This is a genomic window from Mesorhizobium sp. M0016 (genome assembly GCF_040324035.1).
GTDB lineage: Bacteria > Pseudomonadota > Alphaproteobacteria > Rhizobiales > Rhizobiaceae > Mesorhizobium.
Window position 1 is genome coordinate 211,234 of the sequence record NZ_JAMYVM010000007.1, and the last position, 18,487, is coordinate 229,720.

The 18,487-nt window shown below is 63.0% G+C and carries 20 protein-coding genes; 11 read left to right on the forward strand and 9 right to left on the reverse strand.

All coding sequences use genetic code 11. From position 1 onward, the window contains the following. Window positions 1-153 precede the first annotated feature (153 nt). The 7 genes from NKJ88_RS13505 to NKJ88_RS13535 all read left to right on the forward strand — a co-directional run bounded on the left by NKJ88_RS13505 (window position 154) and on the right by NKJ88_RS13535 (window position 7,672). Window positions 154-1,362 carry a septal ring lytic transglycosylase RlpA family protein gene (locus tag NKJ88_RS13505; protein WP_352444328.1) on the forward strand — a complete coding sequence of 403 codons (1,209 nt, stop codon included), beginning with the start codon at window positions 154-156 and terminating at the stop codon, window positions 1,360-1,362. Window positions 1,363-1,464: 102 nt separating this feature from the next. Next, window positions 1,465-2,631 (forward strand): D-alanyl-D-alanine carboxypeptidase family protein, encoded by a 1,167-nt coding sequence (locus NKJ88_RS13510; RefSeq protein WP_023736648.1) that lies wholly within the window; start codon window positions 1,465-1,467, stop codon window positions 2,629-2,631. Between the two features lie 72 nt (window positions 2,632-2,703). Continuing rightward, window positions 2,704-3,378, forward strand: coding sequence for a dTMP kinase (gene tmk, locus NKJ88_RS13515; protein WP_023668949.1), 675 nt, complete (start codon window positions 2,704-2,706; stop codon window positions 3,376-3,378). Further along, complete coding sequence (locus tag NKJ88_RS13520) at window positions 3,375-4,430, forward strand: DNA polymerase III subunit delta' (RefSeq protein WP_023730621.1); 1,056 nt, start codon at window positions 3,375-3,377, stop codon at window positions 4,428-4,430. Before tmk ends, NKJ88_RS13520 begins: the two co-directional genes overlap by 4 nt. A gap of 90 nt (window positions 4,431-4,520) precedes the next feature. Beyond that, window positions 4,521-6,071 (forward strand): methionine--tRNA ligase, encoded by a 1,551-nt coding sequence (gene metG / locus NKJ88_RS13525; protein WP_023832184.1) that lies wholly within the window; start codon window positions 4,521-4,523, stop codon window positions 6,069-6,071. Next, window positions 6,071-6,859: a TatD family hydrolase gene (locus NKJ88_RS13530; protein ID WP_352444330.1), complete on the forward strand. Its 789-nt coding sequence runs from the start codon at window positions 6,071-6,073 to the stop codon at window positions 6,857-6,859. Before metG ends, NKJ88_RS13530 begins: the two co-directional genes overlap by 1 nt. A 3-nt stretch (window positions 6,860-6,862) precedes the next feature. Next, window positions 6,863-7,672, forward strand: a complete 810-nt coding sequence (locus NKJ88_RS13535) for an MBL fold metallo-hydrolase (protein WP_023805224.1) — start codon at window positions 6,863-6,865, stop codon at window positions 7,670-7,672. 23 nt (window positions 7,673-7,695) lie between these two features. Here the strand turns inward: NKJ88_RS13535 and NKJ88_RS13540 are convergent, their stop codons facing one another. After that, window positions 7,696-8,382: a GNAT family N-acetyltransferase gene (locus tag NKJ88_RS13540; RefSeq protein WP_352444333.1), complete on the reverse strand. Its 687-nt coding sequence runs from the start codon at window positions 8,380-8,382 to the stop codon at window positions 7,696-7,698. 666 nt (window positions 8,383-9,048) lie between these two features. Between NKJ88_RS13540 and NKJ88_RS13545 the strand changes: the two genes are divergently transcribed. Next, window positions 9,049-9,285 (forward strand): hypothetical protein, encoded by a 237-nt coding sequence (locus NKJ88_RS13545; protein WP_023805225.1) that lies wholly within the window; start codon window positions 9,049-9,051, stop codon window positions 9,283-9,285. A 76-nt stretch (window positions 9,286-9,361) separates the two neighbouring features. Here NKJ88_RS13545 and NKJ88_RS13550 read toward each other — a convergent pair whose 3' ends face one another. The 8 genes from NKJ88_RS13550 to NKJ88_RS13585 form a co-directional block, all read right to left on the reverse strand. Next, window positions 9,362-9,691, reverse strand: a complete 330-nt coding sequence (locus NKJ88_RS13550; RefSeq protein WP_023696110.1) for a hypothetical protein — start codon at window positions 9,689-9,691, stop codon at window positions 9,362-9,364. 190 nt (window positions 9,692-9,881) lie between these two features. Next, on the reverse strand, window positions 9,882-10,784 hold the full coding sequence (locus NKJ88_RS13555) for an alpha/beta fold hydrolase (RefSeq protein WP_352444334.1): 903 nt from the start codon (window positions 10,782-10,784) through the stop codon (window positions 9,882-9,884). A gap of 70 nt (window positions 10,785-10,854) precedes the next feature. Then, window positions 10,855-11,631, reverse strand: coding sequence for a DUF8605 domain-containing protein (locus NKJ88_RS13560; protein ID WP_245261307.1), 777 nt, complete (start codon window positions 11,629-11,631; stop codon window positions 10,855-10,857). 106 nt (window positions 11,632-11,737) lie between these two features. Continuing rightward, window positions 11,738-12,514 carry a pyrroline-5-carboxylate reductase gene (locus NKJ88_RS13565; RefSeq protein WP_352444335.1) on the reverse strand — a complete coding sequence of 259 codons (777 nt, stop codon included), beginning with the start codon at window positions 12,512-12,514 and terminating at the stop codon, window positions 11,738-11,740. A gap of 23 nt (window positions 12,515-12,537) precedes the next feature. Then, entirely contained in the window at window positions 12,538-13,416 is an 879-nt protein-coding gene (locus NKJ88_RS13570; protein WP_023824944.1) for an aldose 1-epimerase family protein, read from the reverse strand. 174 nt (window positions 13,417-13,590) lie between these two features. Next, entirely contained in the window at window positions 13,591-14,307 is a 717-nt protein-coding gene (locus NKJ88_RS13575; protein ID WP_023824945.1) for a Bax inhibitor-1/YccA family protein, read from the reverse strand. 39 nt (window positions 14,308-14,346) lie between these two features. Further along, window positions 14,347-15,123, reverse strand: coding sequence for an anti-sigma factor family protein (locus tag NKJ88_RS13580; RefSeq protein WP_023824946.1), 777 nt, complete (start codon window positions 15,121-15,123; stop codon window positions 14,347-14,349). Then, window positions 15,120-15,653 carry a sigma-70 family RNA polymerase sigma factor gene (locus NKJ88_RS13585; RefSeq protein ID WP_023688465.1) on the reverse strand — a complete coding sequence of 178 codons (534 nt, stop codon included), beginning with the start codon at window positions 15,651-15,653 and terminating at the stop codon, window positions 15,120-15,122. Before NKJ88_RS13585 ends, NKJ88_RS13580 begins: the two co-directional genes overlap by 4 nt. Before the next feature lie 175 nt (window positions 15,654-15,828). Between NKJ88_RS13585 and NKJ88_RS13590 the strand changes: the two genes are divergently transcribed. The 3 genes from NKJ88_RS13590 (at window position 15,829) to mazG (ending at window position 18,481) form a co-directional block, all read left to right on the forward strand. After that, window positions 15,829-16,266 (forward strand): DUF3592 domain-containing protein, encoded by a 438-nt coding sequence (locus tag NKJ88_RS13590; RefSeq protein WP_023706554.1) that lies wholly within the window; start codon window positions 15,829-15,831, stop codon window positions 16,264-16,266. A gap of 129 nt (window positions 16,267-16,395) precedes the next feature. Continuing rightward, window positions 16,396-17,580 (forward strand): amino acid aminotransferase, encoded by a 1,185-nt coding sequence (locus NKJ88_RS13595; RefSeq protein WP_023691284.1) that lies wholly within the window; start codon window positions 16,396-16,398, stop codon window positions 17,578-17,580. A gap of 76 nt (window positions 17,581-17,656) precedes the next feature. Further along, window positions 17,657-18,481, forward strand: a complete 825-nt coding sequence (mazG, locus tag NKJ88_RS13600; protein ID WP_023691283.1) for a nucleoside triphosphate pyrophosphohydrolase — start codon at window positions 17,657-17,659, stop codon at window positions 18,479-18,481. Window positions 18,482-18,487 lie beyond the last annotated feature (6 nt).

The following is an 18,487-nucleotide window of genomic DNA, read 5'->3' on the forward strand; positions in this document are numbered from 1 at the left end:
CTGCCCGGTTCCGGACACAATCGATTAATACGCTGATAAACAATTCCTGCGCACAAGGGATGGGGATTGGCGCGTCGCAGGCATTGCTCATCTGGATCCGCCGAAATTCTAGAAGCGGCGCCTGTGTCGAGACGGTAGGGGACATCGGAAAACATGCAGACCACGACGCATCGGCGTCTTCGTCGCGCTCCTGCTTTGGTGTTGTGCGCTCTTTCGGCTGCGTTGCTGGCCGCGTGCGCGTCGCCGCAGTCCGAGCCGAAAGCCATGGTCTACAAGAAGCCTCGCTCGAAGGAATATTTTGCCGAGACCGAGTACGGCGTGAAGGCCAGCCCGCGCGTTCAGTACATGCGGCGCGGCGGCGGCCGCGACCAGTTGGGCAAGCCCTATCAGGTGCGCGGCAAGTGGTATTACCCCAAGGAAGACAAGCGCTACGCCAAGGTCGGTCTCGCCTCCTGGTATGGCGATGCCTTCCACGGTCGTCTCACAGCCAATGGCGAAGTCTACGACATGACCCATCTGACCGCGGCGCATCCGACCATGCCGCTGCCGAGCTATGCCCGTGTCACCAACACCGAGACCGGAAGCTCGGTCATCGTGCGCGTCAACGACCGCGGCCCCTATCATGAGGGACGCATCATCGATGTCTCGGAACGCGCCGCGCAAATGCTCGACTATGCCAAGGTCGGCACGGCCAGGGTCAAAGTGGAATATATCGGCCGCGCGCCGCTCGACGGCGACGACGACCAATATCTGGTCGCCTCCTATCGCCCGGGCAACAACCGCCCGGACCCGTCCGATGGCTTGCCGACCGGCGTCATGGTGGCGATGAACGGACCTTCGCCGAGCCTATCTGTTGGCGCACCCCCTGCCGTAGTGCCGTTTCCTGGTCAGTTGACGAATTCCGACACACAGCCAGTGATGTCGATGCAGGCACCGGCCTCAAGCGATGTGACGCTGCCTGAATTCGGGCCGATCGTGCCTCAGCGCCCGGAATCGTCCTTTGCCGTGGCTTCGCTCTCCTATGCGGATGAGCGCGTACAGCGCGCCGACGTCTTTGCAGCGCTTGACGACCAGGGCATGTCGCCAGCCGACATCCTGCAATCGTGGAAGAAATCCAACCCGCAGGCATCGCCTGCCGTTTCCGACTATGTCGCCGCCGGATCCTTCGACGATGCTGCCGAGGCAAAGCGGGTGGCTGCGGCTCTCGAACCGTTCGGCAGGACCGAAATCCAGAGCACCGAACTCGACGGCAATGACTGGTACGCGGTCAATCTCTATCCGGATGGCAATGGCAATGTCGACGACCTCTTGCGCGCGGCATGGTCGCATGGCGCGCCGGACGCGCTGGCTGTGCGCAACTGACCAACAAAGGCACGCCGGTTTTGTCATTGCGCGGTTGATCCGCCGGGAAGAAGCCTGATAGCGTTGCGGCAAGTTTCTGCCGGCTAACAGTCGAGCCTCTTCATGCGATTTCGCCTTTTCCACCCTTTTGCCGGGCTTTTTGGCCTTGGCTTCTTGCTTGCCGCGTTGGTTCCGGCCAACGCGCAGCTTTTTGAGACCAAGGCCACGCAGGCTTTCATGATCGATGCCGAAACCGGCACGGTGCTGTTTTCCAAGGATGCCGACCAACCGATCCCTCCGGCCTCGATGGCCAAGCTGATGACGATGGAGATGGTCTTCAACGCCATCAAGTCGAAGCGCATGAGCCTCGACGACACCTTCGTGGTTTCGGAAAATGCCTGGCGCAAGGGCGGTGCGCCTTCGGGAACGTCGACCATGTTTGCCAAGCTCAAATCGGCGATCCGGGTCGAGGATCTGATCCAGGGGGTCACCATACAGGCCGCCAATGACGGCTGCATGGTGCTGGCCGAAGGCATGGCCGGTTCGGAAGAGAATTTCGCGGCGCAGATGAACGATCGCGCCCGCCAGATCGGGCTGCCGAAATCGACATTCGTCAATTCGACCGGCCTGCCGGCCGACGGCCAGCAGACGACGGTGCGCGAACTGGCGCAGCTTGGCCTGCATATATGGCGCGAATATCCGGATCTCTATCTCTATTACGGCCGGGCCGATTTCACCTGGAACAAGATCTCGCAAAAGAACCGCAACCCGTTGCTGGCCATGGGCATCGGTGCCGATGGGCTGGCGGTCGGGTCGAGTGAGGCGGGCGGTTTCGGCATCGTCGGCTCGGTCAGCCATGACGGGACGCGGGTGATCGCGGCGATGAGCGGATTGGCCAACGACCGCGAGCGCGCCGAGGAAGCGCGCAAGCTGCTTGAATGGGGCGTCCGCTCCTTCGAGAAGACCGAGATTTTCGCCAGCAACGAAGTGGTCGGCGAGGCCCAGGTGTTCGGCGGCGCCAAATCCAGCGTAGCGCTGAAGGCAAAGGCGCCGATCGACGTCCTGCTGCCGATCGCCAACCGCGACAAGCTGACCGCCAGGATCGTCTATCAGGGGCCGGTATCGGCGCCGGTGGAGGAGGGGCAACCCGTCGGCGCGCTGCGCGTCTGGATCGGCGACACGCTGAGCCAGGAAACGCCGCTTTTCGCCGCCGAATCGGTCGGCGTCGGCACCCTGCCGCAACGCGCGTTTGATGCCGCCAGGGAACTGGCCGTAGGCTGGCTGCGTTGAGTTCCTGCGGCGTGGACCTTTTCTCGGGCGCGGACTAAGACACCAGCGCAAAGCAGGACAAAGGCCTTTCGATTGGCAAGCGGATTTTTCATCACCTTCGAAGGCGGCGAGGGCGCCGGCAAGTCGACGCAGATCGAACGGCTGGCCCAGAAGATGCGCGCCAAGAAATACGATGTCCTCCTCACCCGCGAACCCGGGGGGTCACCCGGCGCCGAGGCGGTCAGGCACGTGCTCCTGTCCGGCGCCGCCGAGCCTTTCGGGCCGAAGATGGAGGCGCTGCTGTTTGCCGCCGCACGCTCCGACCATGTCGAGCAGGTCATCCGGCCGGCGGTGGAGCGCGGCTCCATCGTGCTTTGCGACCGTTTCCTGGATTCGTCGCGCGTCTATCAGGGCGTCACCGGCGGCCTCGATCCGGCTTTCATGGAAGCTCTGGAGGAGGTCGCCATCAACGGCATGATGCCGGACATGACGCTGATCCTTGACATTGACCCCGCCGAGGGCTTGCGGCGCGCCGCCGCGCGGCGTGGCGCCGAGGACGGTCCGGACCGCTTCGAAAAGGAGACGCTGGACATCCACCAGCGCCGCCGTGACGCCTTCCTGGCGATCGCAGCCGCCGAGCCGGACCGCTGCATCGTGATCGACGCGTCGGCGCCTCCCGCTGCGGTGGAGGATGTCATCACCGCGGTGGTGTTCGCCGCACTTGAGGCGAGGGCGCCCGCGCGCAACCGACAGGCGGCGCCCGCATGATCTTCGAACGCATCGCTCCCGAGCAGCACGACACACTGGACGGTGTACCGGAGCCGTCCGAGACGCTGCGCCTGGTCGGCCATGAGCAGGCGGCCGCGATGCTCGCTGCCGCCTATCGCTCGGGAAAACTGCCGCATGCGTTGATCTTTGCCGGGCCGGTCGGCATCGGCAAGGCGACGCTTGCCTTTCACCTGGCGCACCATCTGTTGAAGCATCCGGCCTTCGACCAGGCGCCGGATGTGTTTGCCGTTCCCGATCCGGCCTCACCGCTGTTTCGCCAGATCGCCACAGGGGCGCATCCCGGCGTGCTGCATCTGACCAGGCCGCTGAACGACAAGACCAAGAGCTTCAAGACGGTCGTCACCGTCGACGAGATCCGCAAGGTCAACCGCTTCCTGTCGCTGACCTCGCATGACGGCAGCTACCGGGTGGTGATCGTCGATCCGGCCGACGACATGAACACCAACGCCGCCAATGCCTTGCTGAAGAACCTTGAGGAGCCGCCGAGCCGCACGCTGTTCATCCTCATCGTGCATGCGCCGGGCAGCCTTTTGCCGACCATCCGCTCGCGCTGCCAGATGGTGCGGCTGACGCCGCTCGATGCCGGCAGCCTGATGAGCGTTCTGGAAACCGTCGAGCCGCCGCCACCTTCCGATCCTGCCGCGCGCGCGGCATTGGCGGAACGGGCAGGGGGCAGCGCCCGCAATGCGATCCTTCTGACCCAATATGGCGGGCTGGAGATTGCCGGCACGCTCGACGCCCTGGTCACGTCGGGCAAGAGCGACATCGCCGGCGCCTATCGCCTTGCCGAGGCCGTCGCCGGCCGCGACCAGGCGATCCAGTTCGACATCTTCAACCGCCGCGCGCTCGATCTGCTCTCCACCGGCGCCAGTGAAGCCGCGCTGGCTGGGGATCTCGCGCGGGCGAAAACGCTGTCCGACACTTGGCACGAGGCGCTGAACGCCATATCTGAGACCGATACCTACAATCTTGACAAGAAGCAGCACGCCTTGACCATGATCGACCGCCTGAATTCCGCAATGCGAATGTGACCGGTTTCGGCATTGGGGCGGGATGGCAATCGCCGTCTCGATGCGATATCCACCGCTCACATTCATTCGGCCATTCATGACGGTTAATTCATGTCACGCGACACATTCTACATCACGACACCAATTTTCTATCCGAACGGCAAGCCGCATATCGGCCACGCCTATACGGTCATCGCGACCGACGCGCTGGCCCGCTTCCAGCGCCTGGACGGCAAGGACGTGCTCTTCCTCACCGGCACTGACGAACACGGCCTCAAGATGCAGCAGACGGCCGAGAAGGAAGGCATAACGCCACTCGCGCTTGCCGACCGCAACTCGGCGATCTTCCGTTCGATGACAGAGGTCCTGGGCGGCTCGAATGATGATTACATCCGCACGACGGAACCACGCCACTACGAGTCGTGCCAGGCGATCTGGAAGGCGATGGCGGCCAATGGCGACATCTATCTCGACCGCTACAGTGGCTGGTATTCGGTCCGCCAGGAAGCCTATTTCGAAGAGAGCGAAACCACGCTCGGCGACGACGGCGTGCGCCGCGAGCCGCTTGGCTCGCCGGTCGAATGGAATGAGGAGGAAAGCTACTTCTTCAGGCTTTCCGCCTATCAGGACAAATTGCTTGCGCTGTACGAAAGCCAGCCCGATTTCGTCGGTCCGGCCGAGCGCCGAAATGAGGTGATGAGCTTCGTCAGGTCCGGCCTCAAGGACATCTCGGTCTCGCGCACGACCTTCAATTGGGGCGTGCCGGTGCCGGGCGACGACAAGCATGTGATGTATGTCTGGGTCGATGCCCTGACCAACTACATCACCGCTGCCGGCTATCCCGACACCAAGGCCGAGCAATGGCGCTACTGGCCGGCCACGCACATTATCGGCAAGGACATCGTCCGCTTCCATGCCGTCTACTGGCCGGCTTTCCTGATGTCGGCCGGCATCGAACTGCCGAAGCGCGTCTTCGCGCATGGCTTCCTGTTCAACCGCGGCGAGAAAATGTCGAAGTCGGTCGGCAATGTCGTAGACCCCTTCACCATGGTCGAGCATTACGGCCTCGACCAGGTGCGCTATTTCTTCTTGCGTGAGGTGCCATTCGGCCAGGACGGCAGCTACAGCCATGACGCGATCGTCAACCGCACAAATGCCGATCTCGCCAACGGTCTCGGCAATCTGGCGCAGCGCTCGCTGTCGATGATCGCCAAGAACTGCGGCGGCGTGGTGCCGCATCGCGGCGAGCTGACCGAAGCCGACAGCGCGATCCTCGACCAGGCGGTGGAAGCGCTGGGTACCGCGCGCCAGGCGATGGCGGAACAGGGCATCCATCTCGCGTTGGCGGCGATCTTCGGCGTTGTGGCGGAAGCGGATCGCTACTTCGCCTCGCAGGCACCCTGGGCGCTGAAGAAGACCGATCCGGCGCGCATGGAAACGGTGCTGTGGACGACCGCCGAACTGGTGCGGCGCGTGGCATTGCTGTGCCAGCCCTACATTCCGGGGTCGGCCGGCAAGCTGCTCGATCTGCTGGCGGTGCCGGCGGACACGCGCGACTTCGCGCATGTCCATGCCGACTATGCGCTGGTGCCCGGCACGGCGCTGCCCGCGCCGGAGGGCGTGTTTCCGCGTTATGTCGAAAACCCTGAGGCGAGCGCCTGATGCTGGTCGACAGCCATTGCCATCTCGAGTTTCCGGATTTCACCGACGAGCGGGCGGCCATCGTCGCCCGCGCCAAGGCTGCCGGTATAGGTCACATGGTGACCATCTCGACACGCGTGAAGCGGTTTGCGCAAGTGCTTGAGATTGCCGAGAGTTTCGACGAAATCTATTGCTCGGTCGGCACTCATCCTCACAATGCCGGCGAAGAGCTGGATGTGACGGCTGAGGACCTTGTGCGCCTGTCCGCGCACCCGAAGGTGGTGGCGATCGGCGAGGCCGGGCTCGACTATTTTTACGACAAGGCGCCACGCGATGCGCAGGCGCAGGGCTTTCGTACTCACATAGCGGCCGCGCGCGAGACCGGCTTGCCGCTGGTGATCCATTCGCGCGATGCCGATGACGACATGGCTGCCATCCTCGAAGACGAAACAGGGAAGGGCGCCTTCCCCTTCATCCTGCATTGTTTTTCGTCGGGGCGACGGCTGGCCGACGTGGGCGTCAAGCTTGGTGGCTATGTGTCCTTCTCGGGCATACTGACCTTCAAGAACTCAGCCGATTTACGCGCCATCGCAGCCGATGTGCCGCATGACCGGCTGTTGGTCGAGACCGACGCACCGTATCTGGCGCCGGTGCCGTTCCGCGGCAAACGCAACGAGCCGGCCTATGTCGCGCATACAGCCAAGGTGCTGGCGGAGACGGTCGGCGTTGGCGAAGCCGAGATCGCGACGCTGACGACGGCGAACTTCTTCCGGCTGTTCGGCAAGATGCCGCGGCCCGCCGGGCTCTGACGCATGAGCGACCGGCTGCGCCTCACCATCCTCGGCTGCGGCTCGTCACCTGGCACGCCGCGCATCACCGGCGATTGGGGCAATTGCGACCCGGCCAATCCGAAAAACCGGCGTACACGCTCAGCCGCGCTCGTCGAGCGGATAGCAGCCAACGGCGCCAGAACCACGGTCGTCATCGACACCGGGCCTGATTTCCGTGAGCAGATGCTGATGGCGGCCGTCCGGCGCATCGACGCCGTCGTCTATACGCATCCGCACGCCGACCACATCCACGGCATCGACGATCTGCGCGGCTACGTGCTGGAGCAGCGCCATTTGATCGATGTCCATGCCGACCAGCCGACCATGCTCAGGCTGCGCGAAGCGTTCGGCTATTGCTTCGAGACGCCGTTTGGCAGTTCCTATCCGCCGATCGTCAGGCCGCACATCATCGATCACGCAAGGGCGGTGACGATCGAAGGCGAGGGCGGTGCCCTCACCCTCGAGCCGCTGCCGCAGATCCATGGCGACATCATTTCGCTCGGCTTCCGCATCGGCGGGCTGGCCTACTGCCCCGATATAAGCGACTTCCCGGATGCCACCGCCGAGCGGCTGCGCGGCCTGGAAATGCTGGTCATCGATGCCTTGCAGTACCATACCCATCCCAGTCATCTGTCGCTCGTTCAGGCGCTTGGCTGGATTGAAAAACTGGCGCCGAAACAGGCCGTGCTGACGCATATGCATGTGCCGCTCGACTATGCCACGGTGAAGGCCGAGGTGCCGGCCAACGTCACTCCGGCCTATGACGGCATGGTGATCGAAATTCCTTTATGAGACAGCATGATACGAGCAGATCTTTATAAGGACGTTCGGTTCTTCGGCGCGAAGATCAACAGCGTTCCAATCCGCTCATAGCCCATGCGGGGATAAAGCAGCGCTCCGGCACGCGTCGCCAACAGCATCGAGCACCGCGACCCATGCGCTTTGTCGTCATGCAGCATTTTGGCCATCAGCGCCTGGCCGATGCCTCGACGCCGGTGCGAAGGCTCGACAAACATTGCCGAGCACCATGTGGCGCCGACGGCGTCTATGCTGCGCACACGCCCGACGATGGCGTCGCCATCGAGCGCCACATACTGGCGAAACGGCGCATCGTCGCCGAGTTGATCGTCTGGAAGTGGCCGCCTGCGTATGACCTTTCCCAGTTGTGCAGCGCGTTCAGCCGTCCTCACGCGTTCGATAGAGACGATTGCTGGCGGGTCTGGAATTTGGCGCAGCGACTGGATGAAAAAGCCTTCCGTCCGCAGCAGCCGGTAGCCGAGCGCCTTGTAGGCCGTTCGCGTTGGTTCGTCCGGGCCGTCATTCGCGATCACGACCGAAACGGCAAAGCCCGGCCGCGCATGCTGCCGCACGATGGCATCGGCTTCCTCGGCGGCGACGTCATGGACGATCCATTCTTCGCCACGGCAGTCGCGTGGCTGGCTTCGTATGGAAAGGTGCGGCTCTTGTCGGTGCTGAAGCCGTGCACGAACATCTTGAATCACAAAACCACTCTCACGCTTCTGTCAAAATCTGAAACGCTCTATGAAAGTCCGCGTCCTTTCCCAGCTGCGGCCTGATGCATAAGTTCCATAATCTATCTTATGCGACTTTCATATGTGGCTGCTGCTTCCATTAGCGGCGTGCCAATATACGCCCTGCTGACTGAGATGCAGGCCGGCGCTCACTGGGCGGTCACCATCCCACCATCCCATGGTTGCGATACAACGCATGATTTGCCGACAACGTCCCAACGGGTACCCTCAGGGGCATCCATCTGCCAGCGATCTGGCCTGCTGACGCGCGGTTCGTATAGCTTCCCCGAATGGAATCGTTCCCCGAGGTCATCACTCACAACTACGATCCCCGTCGAGGACCGTGCAGAAATATTTGCGAGCTGTCCGAAGAGCAGGCAGAACGGGTTCTTGACGAGATCAGAGCGTCTGGGCTGCGCGCTATCAAAGCAAACTACTTGGAGAGGCGACGATTAACGGAGGAATGGCTCATTCGAGAACGGCGCCGACTGCTTGGGCCCACGAAGCTAGAGCGTCCGGTCTATTTCTTAGCTTGGCGACTTTGCCGACGGCAAAGACCCGTCACGGCCAAGCTCACTCGTTATGCGACTGCGAGAGTTCCCACCGGAGACGCTCACTTTCACCTATCCAGACAGCATGGCAAGTCTTCCGATCGCGACGCGTGACGATCTTCGCCCCCAACGAAAGCGATACCACGGGCAAGTGTTTACTCTTGGTGAGATCGAAGCCGTCGTGGCCGAATTTGGGATGCCCGGTGAGCGCTGGAAGACCGATCCAACGATGAAGTATGACAAGTTCATCGAGGTGCAGGTATGGGATGATCGCCTCATTAACGAGCGGCTGCTTCAGGTCGATTCCCCCCTCTCCCCTTAGCGATTGGGATGGCGCCTTTCGCAAAGGCCTCGACTTCCTGCTCGACGGGCTGGCACCAGGATAACGAACAGGAGCGTCATCCCGAGAAGCTTTCCAGGAGGCCGCTGAAGGCTGCTGCGATTGCAACAAGATGGAAGACGCCAAGGGCCAGCCATCTGGAGCCGCCGGCGCCCGCAACAAATGCCCCATAGGCAGGAAACTGCAGCGCAGCCAATCCGATGGAAAGGCCGGTGATCGTTGTGTTGGTCAACAGCGTTGCCAGCATGGGGACCGGATAGAGAAGTCGCGCCAGCCCATAGTCGCCATGCCCGGCTCCGGCCGAATAGAGCGCCAGGAAAAAGGCGACGGGCGTGATGCCGAGGCCGACAAGGAACCCTGCCCGCGAGGAGAATTTTGGCGACGTCATCTGGCCATGGCCATGGCAGCGGACGGGTCGCGGTCGTCAGGCGCGAGCTTGGACGAAGTGACAAGCAGCTTCTCCTGATCCGCCCGCGACTTCGGCTCGATCGCGATTTGCAGCAGAGGCCAGGGCGCGGCAGACTTTTCTATCATGACGCCATGGTTGCAGATCGATCCGATGACCGCAACGGAGGGGTCTACGCCCGGCCGGCCGCCCTGCCCGTCCCTTTCGCTTCCTGACTGTGGACGCGCGCCAGGAAATCGCGCACCAGCGGAAGTGCCTCATCGAAATGCGTTTCGAGCAACCAGTGGCCGGCGCCATCGATCAGATGAAGCTCCGCTTCCCGCAAATCGCGCTGGTAGGCATGCGCCGATTGTGCCGGCATGTAACCATCCTCGGGGCCCCAGACGATGAGCGTTTGCGGTTGGTGCTCGCGCAGATAGCTCTGATAGCGCGGGAACCAGCCGAGGTTCGCCTCCAGCTTCTCCATCAGGCCGACCGCGAGCCGCCGGCGGATCGGCGTGTCCATCAAAGGCCAGTGGAGTTTCCAAAGATCGGGAGGCACGCGCTCGGCTACAGCGTAATCCACCTCTCCGACAAACTCGTGCCGGAAGTCCTTCTCGCTTACCGCCTCTTCCAACGGCCGGTGCTTTTCGGGCGTCTTTTCCTTCCAATAGGCTTTTATCCCAGCGTATTTCGGCCCGAGAACATCCTGGTATATATCGCCGTTCTGGATGATGAGTGCCGCGATGCGCTCGGGATGTGCGATGGCGTGGCGCAGTCCGATCTGAGAGCCATAATCGTGCAGCCAGAGCGCATAGCGCGACGTGCCGAGCGCATCGGCGAAAGCTGTCAGAAACCCGGCATAGGCATCGAAATCATAGCCAAAGTCCGACATTTCGGGCGTGCCGCTGTAGCCAAAGCCGGGAAAGTCCGGCGCGAATGTATGCCAGCGATCGGCAAGTGCCGGCATCAACCGTCGGAATTGATAGGACGAGCACGGATAGCCGTGCGGCAGGAGAAGGACGGGAGCATCAGGCGGGCCGTCTTCGCGATAGAAGATGCTGTTTCCGTCAATGTCGATCCGGCGATGTTGCAATTATACCTCCTTGCTCAAAGCTTGCCCGCCACTTTGTTTACGGCGCTCGGGCAAGAAGGTTCCCTTGAAGTCAGGGCGTGACGGCTTCCGGCTCTCCATTGCCCGACAGGATCTGCAGCGTTCCGCGCGTGGCGTTGCGGAACGCATCGTCGAAACTGACGCCACGTACCTGCCAGCGATACTCCTTATCCTTGAAGCTGAGCCGCCAGTCGCCGACCCAGCCCAGCGCTTCCTGGCGCCATACCAAAGTGCCGGCAAGCAGGGCGTCCCCATCCAGCGTGTTGGCCACGTCGGCGAGCGCGACGTCGGACGGCCGAGGCAACTCCAGCGGCAAACCGGTCCGGTGCGCCGCGTCCGCCAGCGCAACGCGCATATCCGCCGCAAGCTCGCCGCCGCCATCGCGCACCAGCGTGAAGCCGTCGCCTTTCATCGGCCTTACATCCAGCAGTGCGACCATTTTTGGCCGCGGCACCGCCCACGGTTTGCGCCCGAGCGACGCCAGCAAGGCATCGATCTTGTCCGGGTCGAAATCGGCGGTGATGTAATGCGGCCGGTCGTGGGTGCCCTGCTCGTCATGCGGCGGGCGGTTGTTGAGCAGGTCGCGGTAGCCGACACCAGTGACATAGTCGGCCGCGTGCCGGCTCATGTCCGCAACACGCGGGTCGCCGATCAGCCGCGGGTCGCCGGAAACCTTGACCAGCACCTCTTCAAGGCACGGCGCCAGGCCCCAGGCCCGGTTCTCCTCGCCAGTGCCGCTGGTCACCGATTGCGCGCGGTAGAGGCTGGCGCGGTCGATGTCGGCGGCAGCGACCGGAAAGACAATCAGCACAGCCAGCGCCGCTGCCACAAAGCCCAATTTCAAGCATCCAGGCACCCGCCGACCCTCCCGAACGGTCCGGAACATCCGTTGGAGCCATACTCCTGATCATCAGGGAATTTCAAGGTACCGCCCATCAAGGCGTATCGCCGACGATGCGCCGGTGTACGCCGTCCAGGCTCTCGGTGAGCGCCTCGAACATGTTTCGCGCCGTGAGTTCGCGAAGAACCTGTTCGTTGATGCCGCCGCGCGTCGCATAGTCCTGCGCCAGATGCATGAAGTCGGCATCCGGCGACATATCAGGAGCGCATCCCAAGGCTTTGAAAAGCGAGGCGATGTAATCGCGCCCCTTTCCTTCCTCGACGCCATTCCTCTTGAGCCAGCTGTTAATCGTATCGAGATATCTAAAGTAGCTGGCATAGGTTGCGGTGGCCACGCTCAACGCGTTGAATTCGGCTGGGTTCTCGACCTCGATCACTTTCCCCAGATTGCCGAACAAGGCAGCGACAGTGGCATCCGGCGGGCAGATGGTCGTTGCCCCCAGCCGGTGGGCGATCATCGGCATGGGCAGCGCTTTCGTCACCTGGTGCGCGGGTGCGGTCAAGCGGGCAATCTCCTCGCGCGGCAGCGTGGCGATCAAGCTGATGAGGTGATGCTCGCGCCGAAACCGCAAACCCGGCAGGACGTCATGCGCAATTTGCGGCCGGACAGCCAGCATGACCAGGTCGCATTGATCGAGAACCGCCTGATTGTCATCAGCGATACGCACATCCGGATAACGGGCTGCCAGCTCTGCGGCGATCTCTTCATTGCGCGGCGACAGCAGCACGGAGACGGAGTTATCCGCGACGGATTTGAGCCCGCTGACAATGGCCGCTGTAAGGGCACCCGTGCCGATGAAGCCAAGTTTCATCGCGCCTGTCTCTGGTTCATCGGTCACAGCGGCGCATGCTCGAGCCGTACCTGATAGCTCAGCACGCGCTTTTCACCGGGCGCGATCAGCATCACGCCCGGCTTGTCCGCGAACTCGCCATCGAAATCCACGGGGCTGGCAAGCCCGTGCCAGGGTTCGATGCACAGGAACGGAGCGCCGCCCGGCTTCGACCAGATGCCCAATTCCTTAAAACCCTGCCACGACATCTCGATCGCCGCACCGTTCGCGGCGGCATAGCGCACGCTGGTGCTGGCCGGCCGGTCGAGGATCACGGCGTCTGCCTCGAACAGCTGTTCGGAAAGCGCCAGCGTTTTGCCTTCGATAGGCGTCGGCCGCGGTGCAGCCAGCACCAGGCCATCCTTCAGCCGGCGGATCGGCGCCGGCTCGTCCTGGGCAAAGGTCAGGTGGTAGTCTGTCTTGGCGAGCCCCGGCTGCAATGGCCAATTGAAAGCCGGATGTGCACCGATGGAGGCTGGCAGCGTCTCGTCGCCGGTGTTGGCAATCTCGAAGCTCACACCAAGTTCGCGACGCTCGAGGGTGTAGGTGATGGCAAGGCGAAAGGCGAACGGATAGCGCGTGCGTGTATCGGCATCGTCGGTCAACACCAGCGTGCAGGATCGGGGGCTCGCGTCAGCCCACACAAATGGCTTGTCGCGGGCAAATCCGTGCTGCGTCAGGGGATAGACCCGGCCCCGATGGCGAAGCTGGTCCCCCTTCAGCCGGCCGACGATCGGAAACAGCACCGGCGAATGCCGCCGCCATTCCGGCCCGGCCTGCCACAAAAACTCCAGACCCTCGGCATTGCGCAAGGAGACGAGCTCGGCCCCCTGCCCGACAATGGTTGCCGAGATGCCGTCGCCGTGAAGCGTCACTTGTTCCATGCGTTCTCGCGGAAAGCTGCGTGCGAGCGGCAGGTTAGCAAAAGCCCGCATGGACTCAAGGGCGCAGCGACATCGCGCTGATAGCGGAGCGATGTCTCCACGGCAAAACGACAGTGGCCGGAGATTCTCCTCCGGCCACTGCGAGATCGAGATTGTTGCCTTGCTACGGTTCGACTATTCGCGCTCGCCGGTGAAATTCAGCAACAGCTGGAAGATGTTGACGAAGTTCAGGTACAGCGACAGCGCGCCGAAAACGGCGAGCTTCTGCTGCGATTCCGCGTCGAAATTCTCCGCATACTGTTCCTTGATCGTCTGCGTGTCCCAGGCGGTCAGGCCGACAAAGACGGCAATGCCGATCACCGAGATGGCGAACTGCAGCGCGGTCGAGCCAAGGAAGATGTTGACGACGCTGGCGATCACCACACCGATCAGGCCCATGATCAGGAAGGACGAGAACTGGGTCAGGTCGCGCTTGGTCGTGTAGCCGTAGAGGCTGGTGGCGCCGAACATGGTGGCGGTGATGAAGAAGGTGCGCGCGATGCTGGTGCCTGTGAAGACCAGGAACACCGAAGCCAGCGACAGCCCCATCACCGCACAGAAGGCCCAGAACATCGCCTGGGCGCTCGCCGCCGACATCGTCTGCATCTTGAACGAGAACAGCAGCACGAAGGCGAGCGGCGCCAGCATCACCACCCATTTCAGCGGGCTGGAAAAGATCGGCACGTAGAGGGCCGGCGTCGAAGCGACCACCATGGCGACGATGCCGGTGACGACGAGGCCGATGCCCATGTAGTTATAGACACGCAGCATGTGGCTGCGCAGGCCCTCGTCATAGACGGCGCCGGCGCGCGCGCCAGTGCCCATGCGGTATCCGAGGTCAGGGGTATTCATTGCGGGTTCTCCTTATGTGGTCTCAGTAAAGTGTCCTGATCAGTAAAGTGTCTTGGCAAGCGTCTCGGCGGCGCGGTCGAGGTCGTGGACATCGCTGCGCGCGACGACCGCGTACGCGACCTCGCCGATCTGGAAATAGGCAGAGGAGATGTCGCCGGAGGGCGCGATGGCAGGCTTGACCACGTCGAAGGTTCCGGGCCGGATCGCAAACAGCGAGACCAGCCCCATATCCTTCGTCTCCAGCGCCACCTCGACGCTCGGCCCGAAGCGCGACGGATAGATCTGCACGTCGCGGACCTTCCAGTCCTTGGGCAGCAATGGCATGACGATTGCGGTGGCGGCGCGGATTTCGTCGCCATTGTAGTTGGGCGCCTCCAGCTGCGAGGGCATCGCCTCGCGCATGAGCGTCGTCTTGTGCGCCCGGATCGCTTCTTCGACATAGGCGGGCGGCGGCGGCGAAGCCACAACCTTGGTCACCAGCAGCGGCCCGAAGAGGCCGTTCGCCAGCCAGCCGGCAGCGACAAAGATGGCGACCGCCGCCGCCCGCTGCAGCACGGCGAAGACGCGGCGACTGGCCAGCCCCCTGCCCAGCCGGCGCGCGACTTCAGTCGTCGCGGGCCGCGCCATTCCTGTGGATGCGGCCAGCGCCAGACGCAGCTCGTCGCGCGTCCTCAAATCGGACATCACCCGGGCCGCTGCCTCCGGACGAGCCGACAGGAACGCCTCGACCTCAATGCGGCGCGCGACATCCAGCTGGTCGTCGACATAAGAATCGAGATCGGTATTGGTCACCGGGTCCCGCAACAGGTCGGTCATGACGGGTCTCCCACGATCCTCAGATGGCTTTTGGCCGGCGAAGGTGCAGCGTTTTCCATCTCGCGCAGTGCTGCGCGCGCCCTGCCGATGCGCGACATCAGCGTGCCCAGCGGCACCCCGCTGGCGTCGGCGGCCTGCTGGTAGGAAAGGCCCTCGATGGCGACCAGATGCAGCGCCGAACGCTGCTCCTCCGGCAGACTGAAAAAGGCCTCGCGCACCTGCGCCAGTCGCACGGAATGTTCCTGAGGCGCCGGCGTGCTGGCATCGGTGAGATAGCCGGCCTGCTCGACACGCGCTGCTTCCGACCGGCGCGAGCGCATCTTGTCGATAAAAGCGTTGTGGACGATCGACAGCAACCATGCCCGCAGATTGCCGCCCGAGCGGAATGTGTCGCGCCGCTCGTAGGCGCGCACCAGCGCATCGTGCACCAGATCCTCGGCGTCAGTGCCGTCGCGCGTCAGCGAACGTGCGTAGCGCCTGAGCGAACCCAGCTGTCCGACAATATCGAAGCGTGGCATCGACCGTTTCATGCCCCGTTTACGAAACAGGCGGGGATCTTAATCCATCGCCACCAAAACTTTTTTGCGTCGCCACAATAGGCATCATGCAATCAGAAGTTCGCTGCGCACTTACCCATCTCCCGTGCGGCAGATGTTTGCTTTATGGATGAAGTCTAGCCTTATCCGTCTGTCCTAGGAGCAAAAGATGGCCAATGGTAGTCGTGTAACGGGTTTTGCAGCGTTGCCGATCGTCGGCAGGGTGTTCATCATCTTTGGCATTGTCGGACTGATCGCTTCCGGCGTGCTGGCCATCGTCGAGATGTACGGCCCTCGTACCGCTTCGGCGACAGGCAGGATTGTCGCAGCCGAATACAATCCCCGCATCGAGTTCTCGACCGCCGACGGCACCGTCATCCGCTTCAACAATGCCGTCCACAGCTCGTTCTGGGGTGATGGCGACAGCGTCCCTGTCGCTTACGACCCAACCAATCCGCAAAATGCCTCCGTCGACAGCTTCGCCGGACGCTGGTTCCTTGCCGGGCTGGCCGGCATGCTCGGCGGTTTCTCCCTGCTGACCGGCATCGGTCTCGCCGTGATTGGACGGGTGCTTATCCGGCGGATTGGAATGAACCCGTCGCCATAGCCGCCGACCCCTGCCGTACAGACAAAGCTTGGCGTAACGGTCCAGTACGCTAGCGGACTGGCGCAGATGGAAGCACTGGCGAAACGCGGCCGCTTTGCGTATTACTCCGCCGCCATTGGAGCCGTATTGATGTTCGAGACCCTGCAACCTGCCCCGGCTGACAAGATCATCGCCTTGATCGGCCTCTATCGCGCCGATCCGCGCCCCGGCAAGATCGATCTCGGCGTCGGCGTCTACAAGGACCGCGACGGCAGGACGCCGGTCATGCGCGCCCTGCGCGAGGCCGAGAAGCGGTTGCTGCAGGACCAGGACACCAAGACCTATCTCGGCCTTGCCGGCGACACCGGCTTCAACACGGCGATGGTCAAGCTGGCCTTCGGCCCCGCTGCCGACATGACGCGCATCCGCGCCGCGCAAGCGCCTGGCGGTTCCGGCGCGCTGCGGCTGGTGGCGGAGCTGTTGAAGCGGACCCGCCCCGACGCAACCGTCTGGCTGTCGGACCCGACATGGCCGAACCATCCGCCGGTGATGCGCGGGGCCGGCCTCAAGGTGCGCGATTATCCCTATTTCGATGCCGTTTCCGGCGCGGTGCGCTTCGACGAGATGCTGGCAACGCTTGGCGCAGCCGAGCCCGGCGATATCGTGCTGCTGCATGGCTGCTGCCATAACCCGACCGGCGCCAATCTCGATATCGCGCAATGGGCCAGCGTCACCGATCTTGTCGTCGAGCGCGGGCTGTTGCCCTTTGTCGACATTGCCTATCAGGGCTTTGGCGAAGGCCTGGACGCCGATGCGGCCGGCTTGCGCCTTCTCGCGGGCAAGGTGCCTGAAATGGTCGTTGCCTCGAGCTGCTCGAAGAACTTTGCCGTCTACCGCGACCGCGTCGGCGCGGCGATGATCCTGGCGAAGGATGGTGCGCAAGCCGATGTGGCGATGAGCCAGATGCTGGCGGCGGCGCGCGCCATGTATTCGATGCCGCCGGACCATGGCGCCGCCGCCGTGCGCATGGTGCTGGAAGATGATGGCCTTCGCGCCGACTGGGAGGCGGAGCTGGAGGAGATGCGGCTGCGCATGCTGAGGCTGCGCGTCCAGTTCGCCGACGCGCTGCGCCGGCAGTCCAACTCCGACCGCTTCGACTTCATCGCCAGCCATCGCGGCATGTTTTCCAGGCTTGGCCTGACCGAGGCGCAAGTCGAGCGGCTGCGTGCCGAGTATGGCGTCTACATGGTCGGCGACAGCCGCATCAACGTCGCCGGCCTGCCCGAGGACGGCATGGATGACCTCGCCAAGGCGGTTGTGTCGGTACTCGGCTGAAGCTCGCTGTGGACAATCTCCCCTCTCCGGCTGACGCCGTTGGCCGCACGACAGGCAGCGGGATAGCATTCGCCGCATGAAACCTTCGCGCGACATTTCCCGGCTGATCGAGATCATGGCGGCGCTCAGGGCGCCGAAGACCGGTTGTCCCTGGGACATCGAGCAGGATTTCTCGACCATCGCGCCCTATACGATCGAGGAAGCCTATGAGGTGGCCGACGCCATTGCGCGCGGCGATCTCGACGATCTGCGCGACGAATTAGGCGATCTCCTGCTGCAGGTCGTCTACCACGCGCAGATGGCTGAGGAAGCCGGCGATTTTGCCTTCGGTGATGTGGTCGAGGCCATCACCACCAAGATGATCCGGCGCCATCCGCATGTCTTCGGCGACGAGAAGGCGCGCAACGCCGGCATGGCAAAGGGCATGTGGGAAAAGATCAAGGCTGAGGAAAAAGCCGAAAAGCGAAGTGCGCGCCTCGCCCGCGGCCTCGACCCCGAAGACCATGGCAAGGGTTTCCTGGACAGCGTGCCCGTCGCCCTGCCCGCTTTGACTCGTGCGCTGAAGCTGCAGGAAAAGGCAGCGCGTGTCGGTTTCGACTGGAGCGAGGCAGCACCCATCCTCGACAAGATCGAGGAAGAGATCGGCGAGCTGCGCGAGGCACTGGCTAAGGGCGAAACGGCTGAGATCAAGGACGAATTCGGCGACATGCTGTTTGCCGTCGTCAATCTGGGGCGTCACCTCAAGCTCGATTCGGAAGCGGCGCTTAGCGGCACCAACGAAAAGTTCCGCTCGCGCTTCCACTATGTCGAGCGCGCGATCGATGCATCGGGAAGCACGCTCGAAAAAGCCACGCTGGACGAGATGGAAGTGCTCTGGCAGCAGGCCAAGGGCGTGAAATAATCAGGC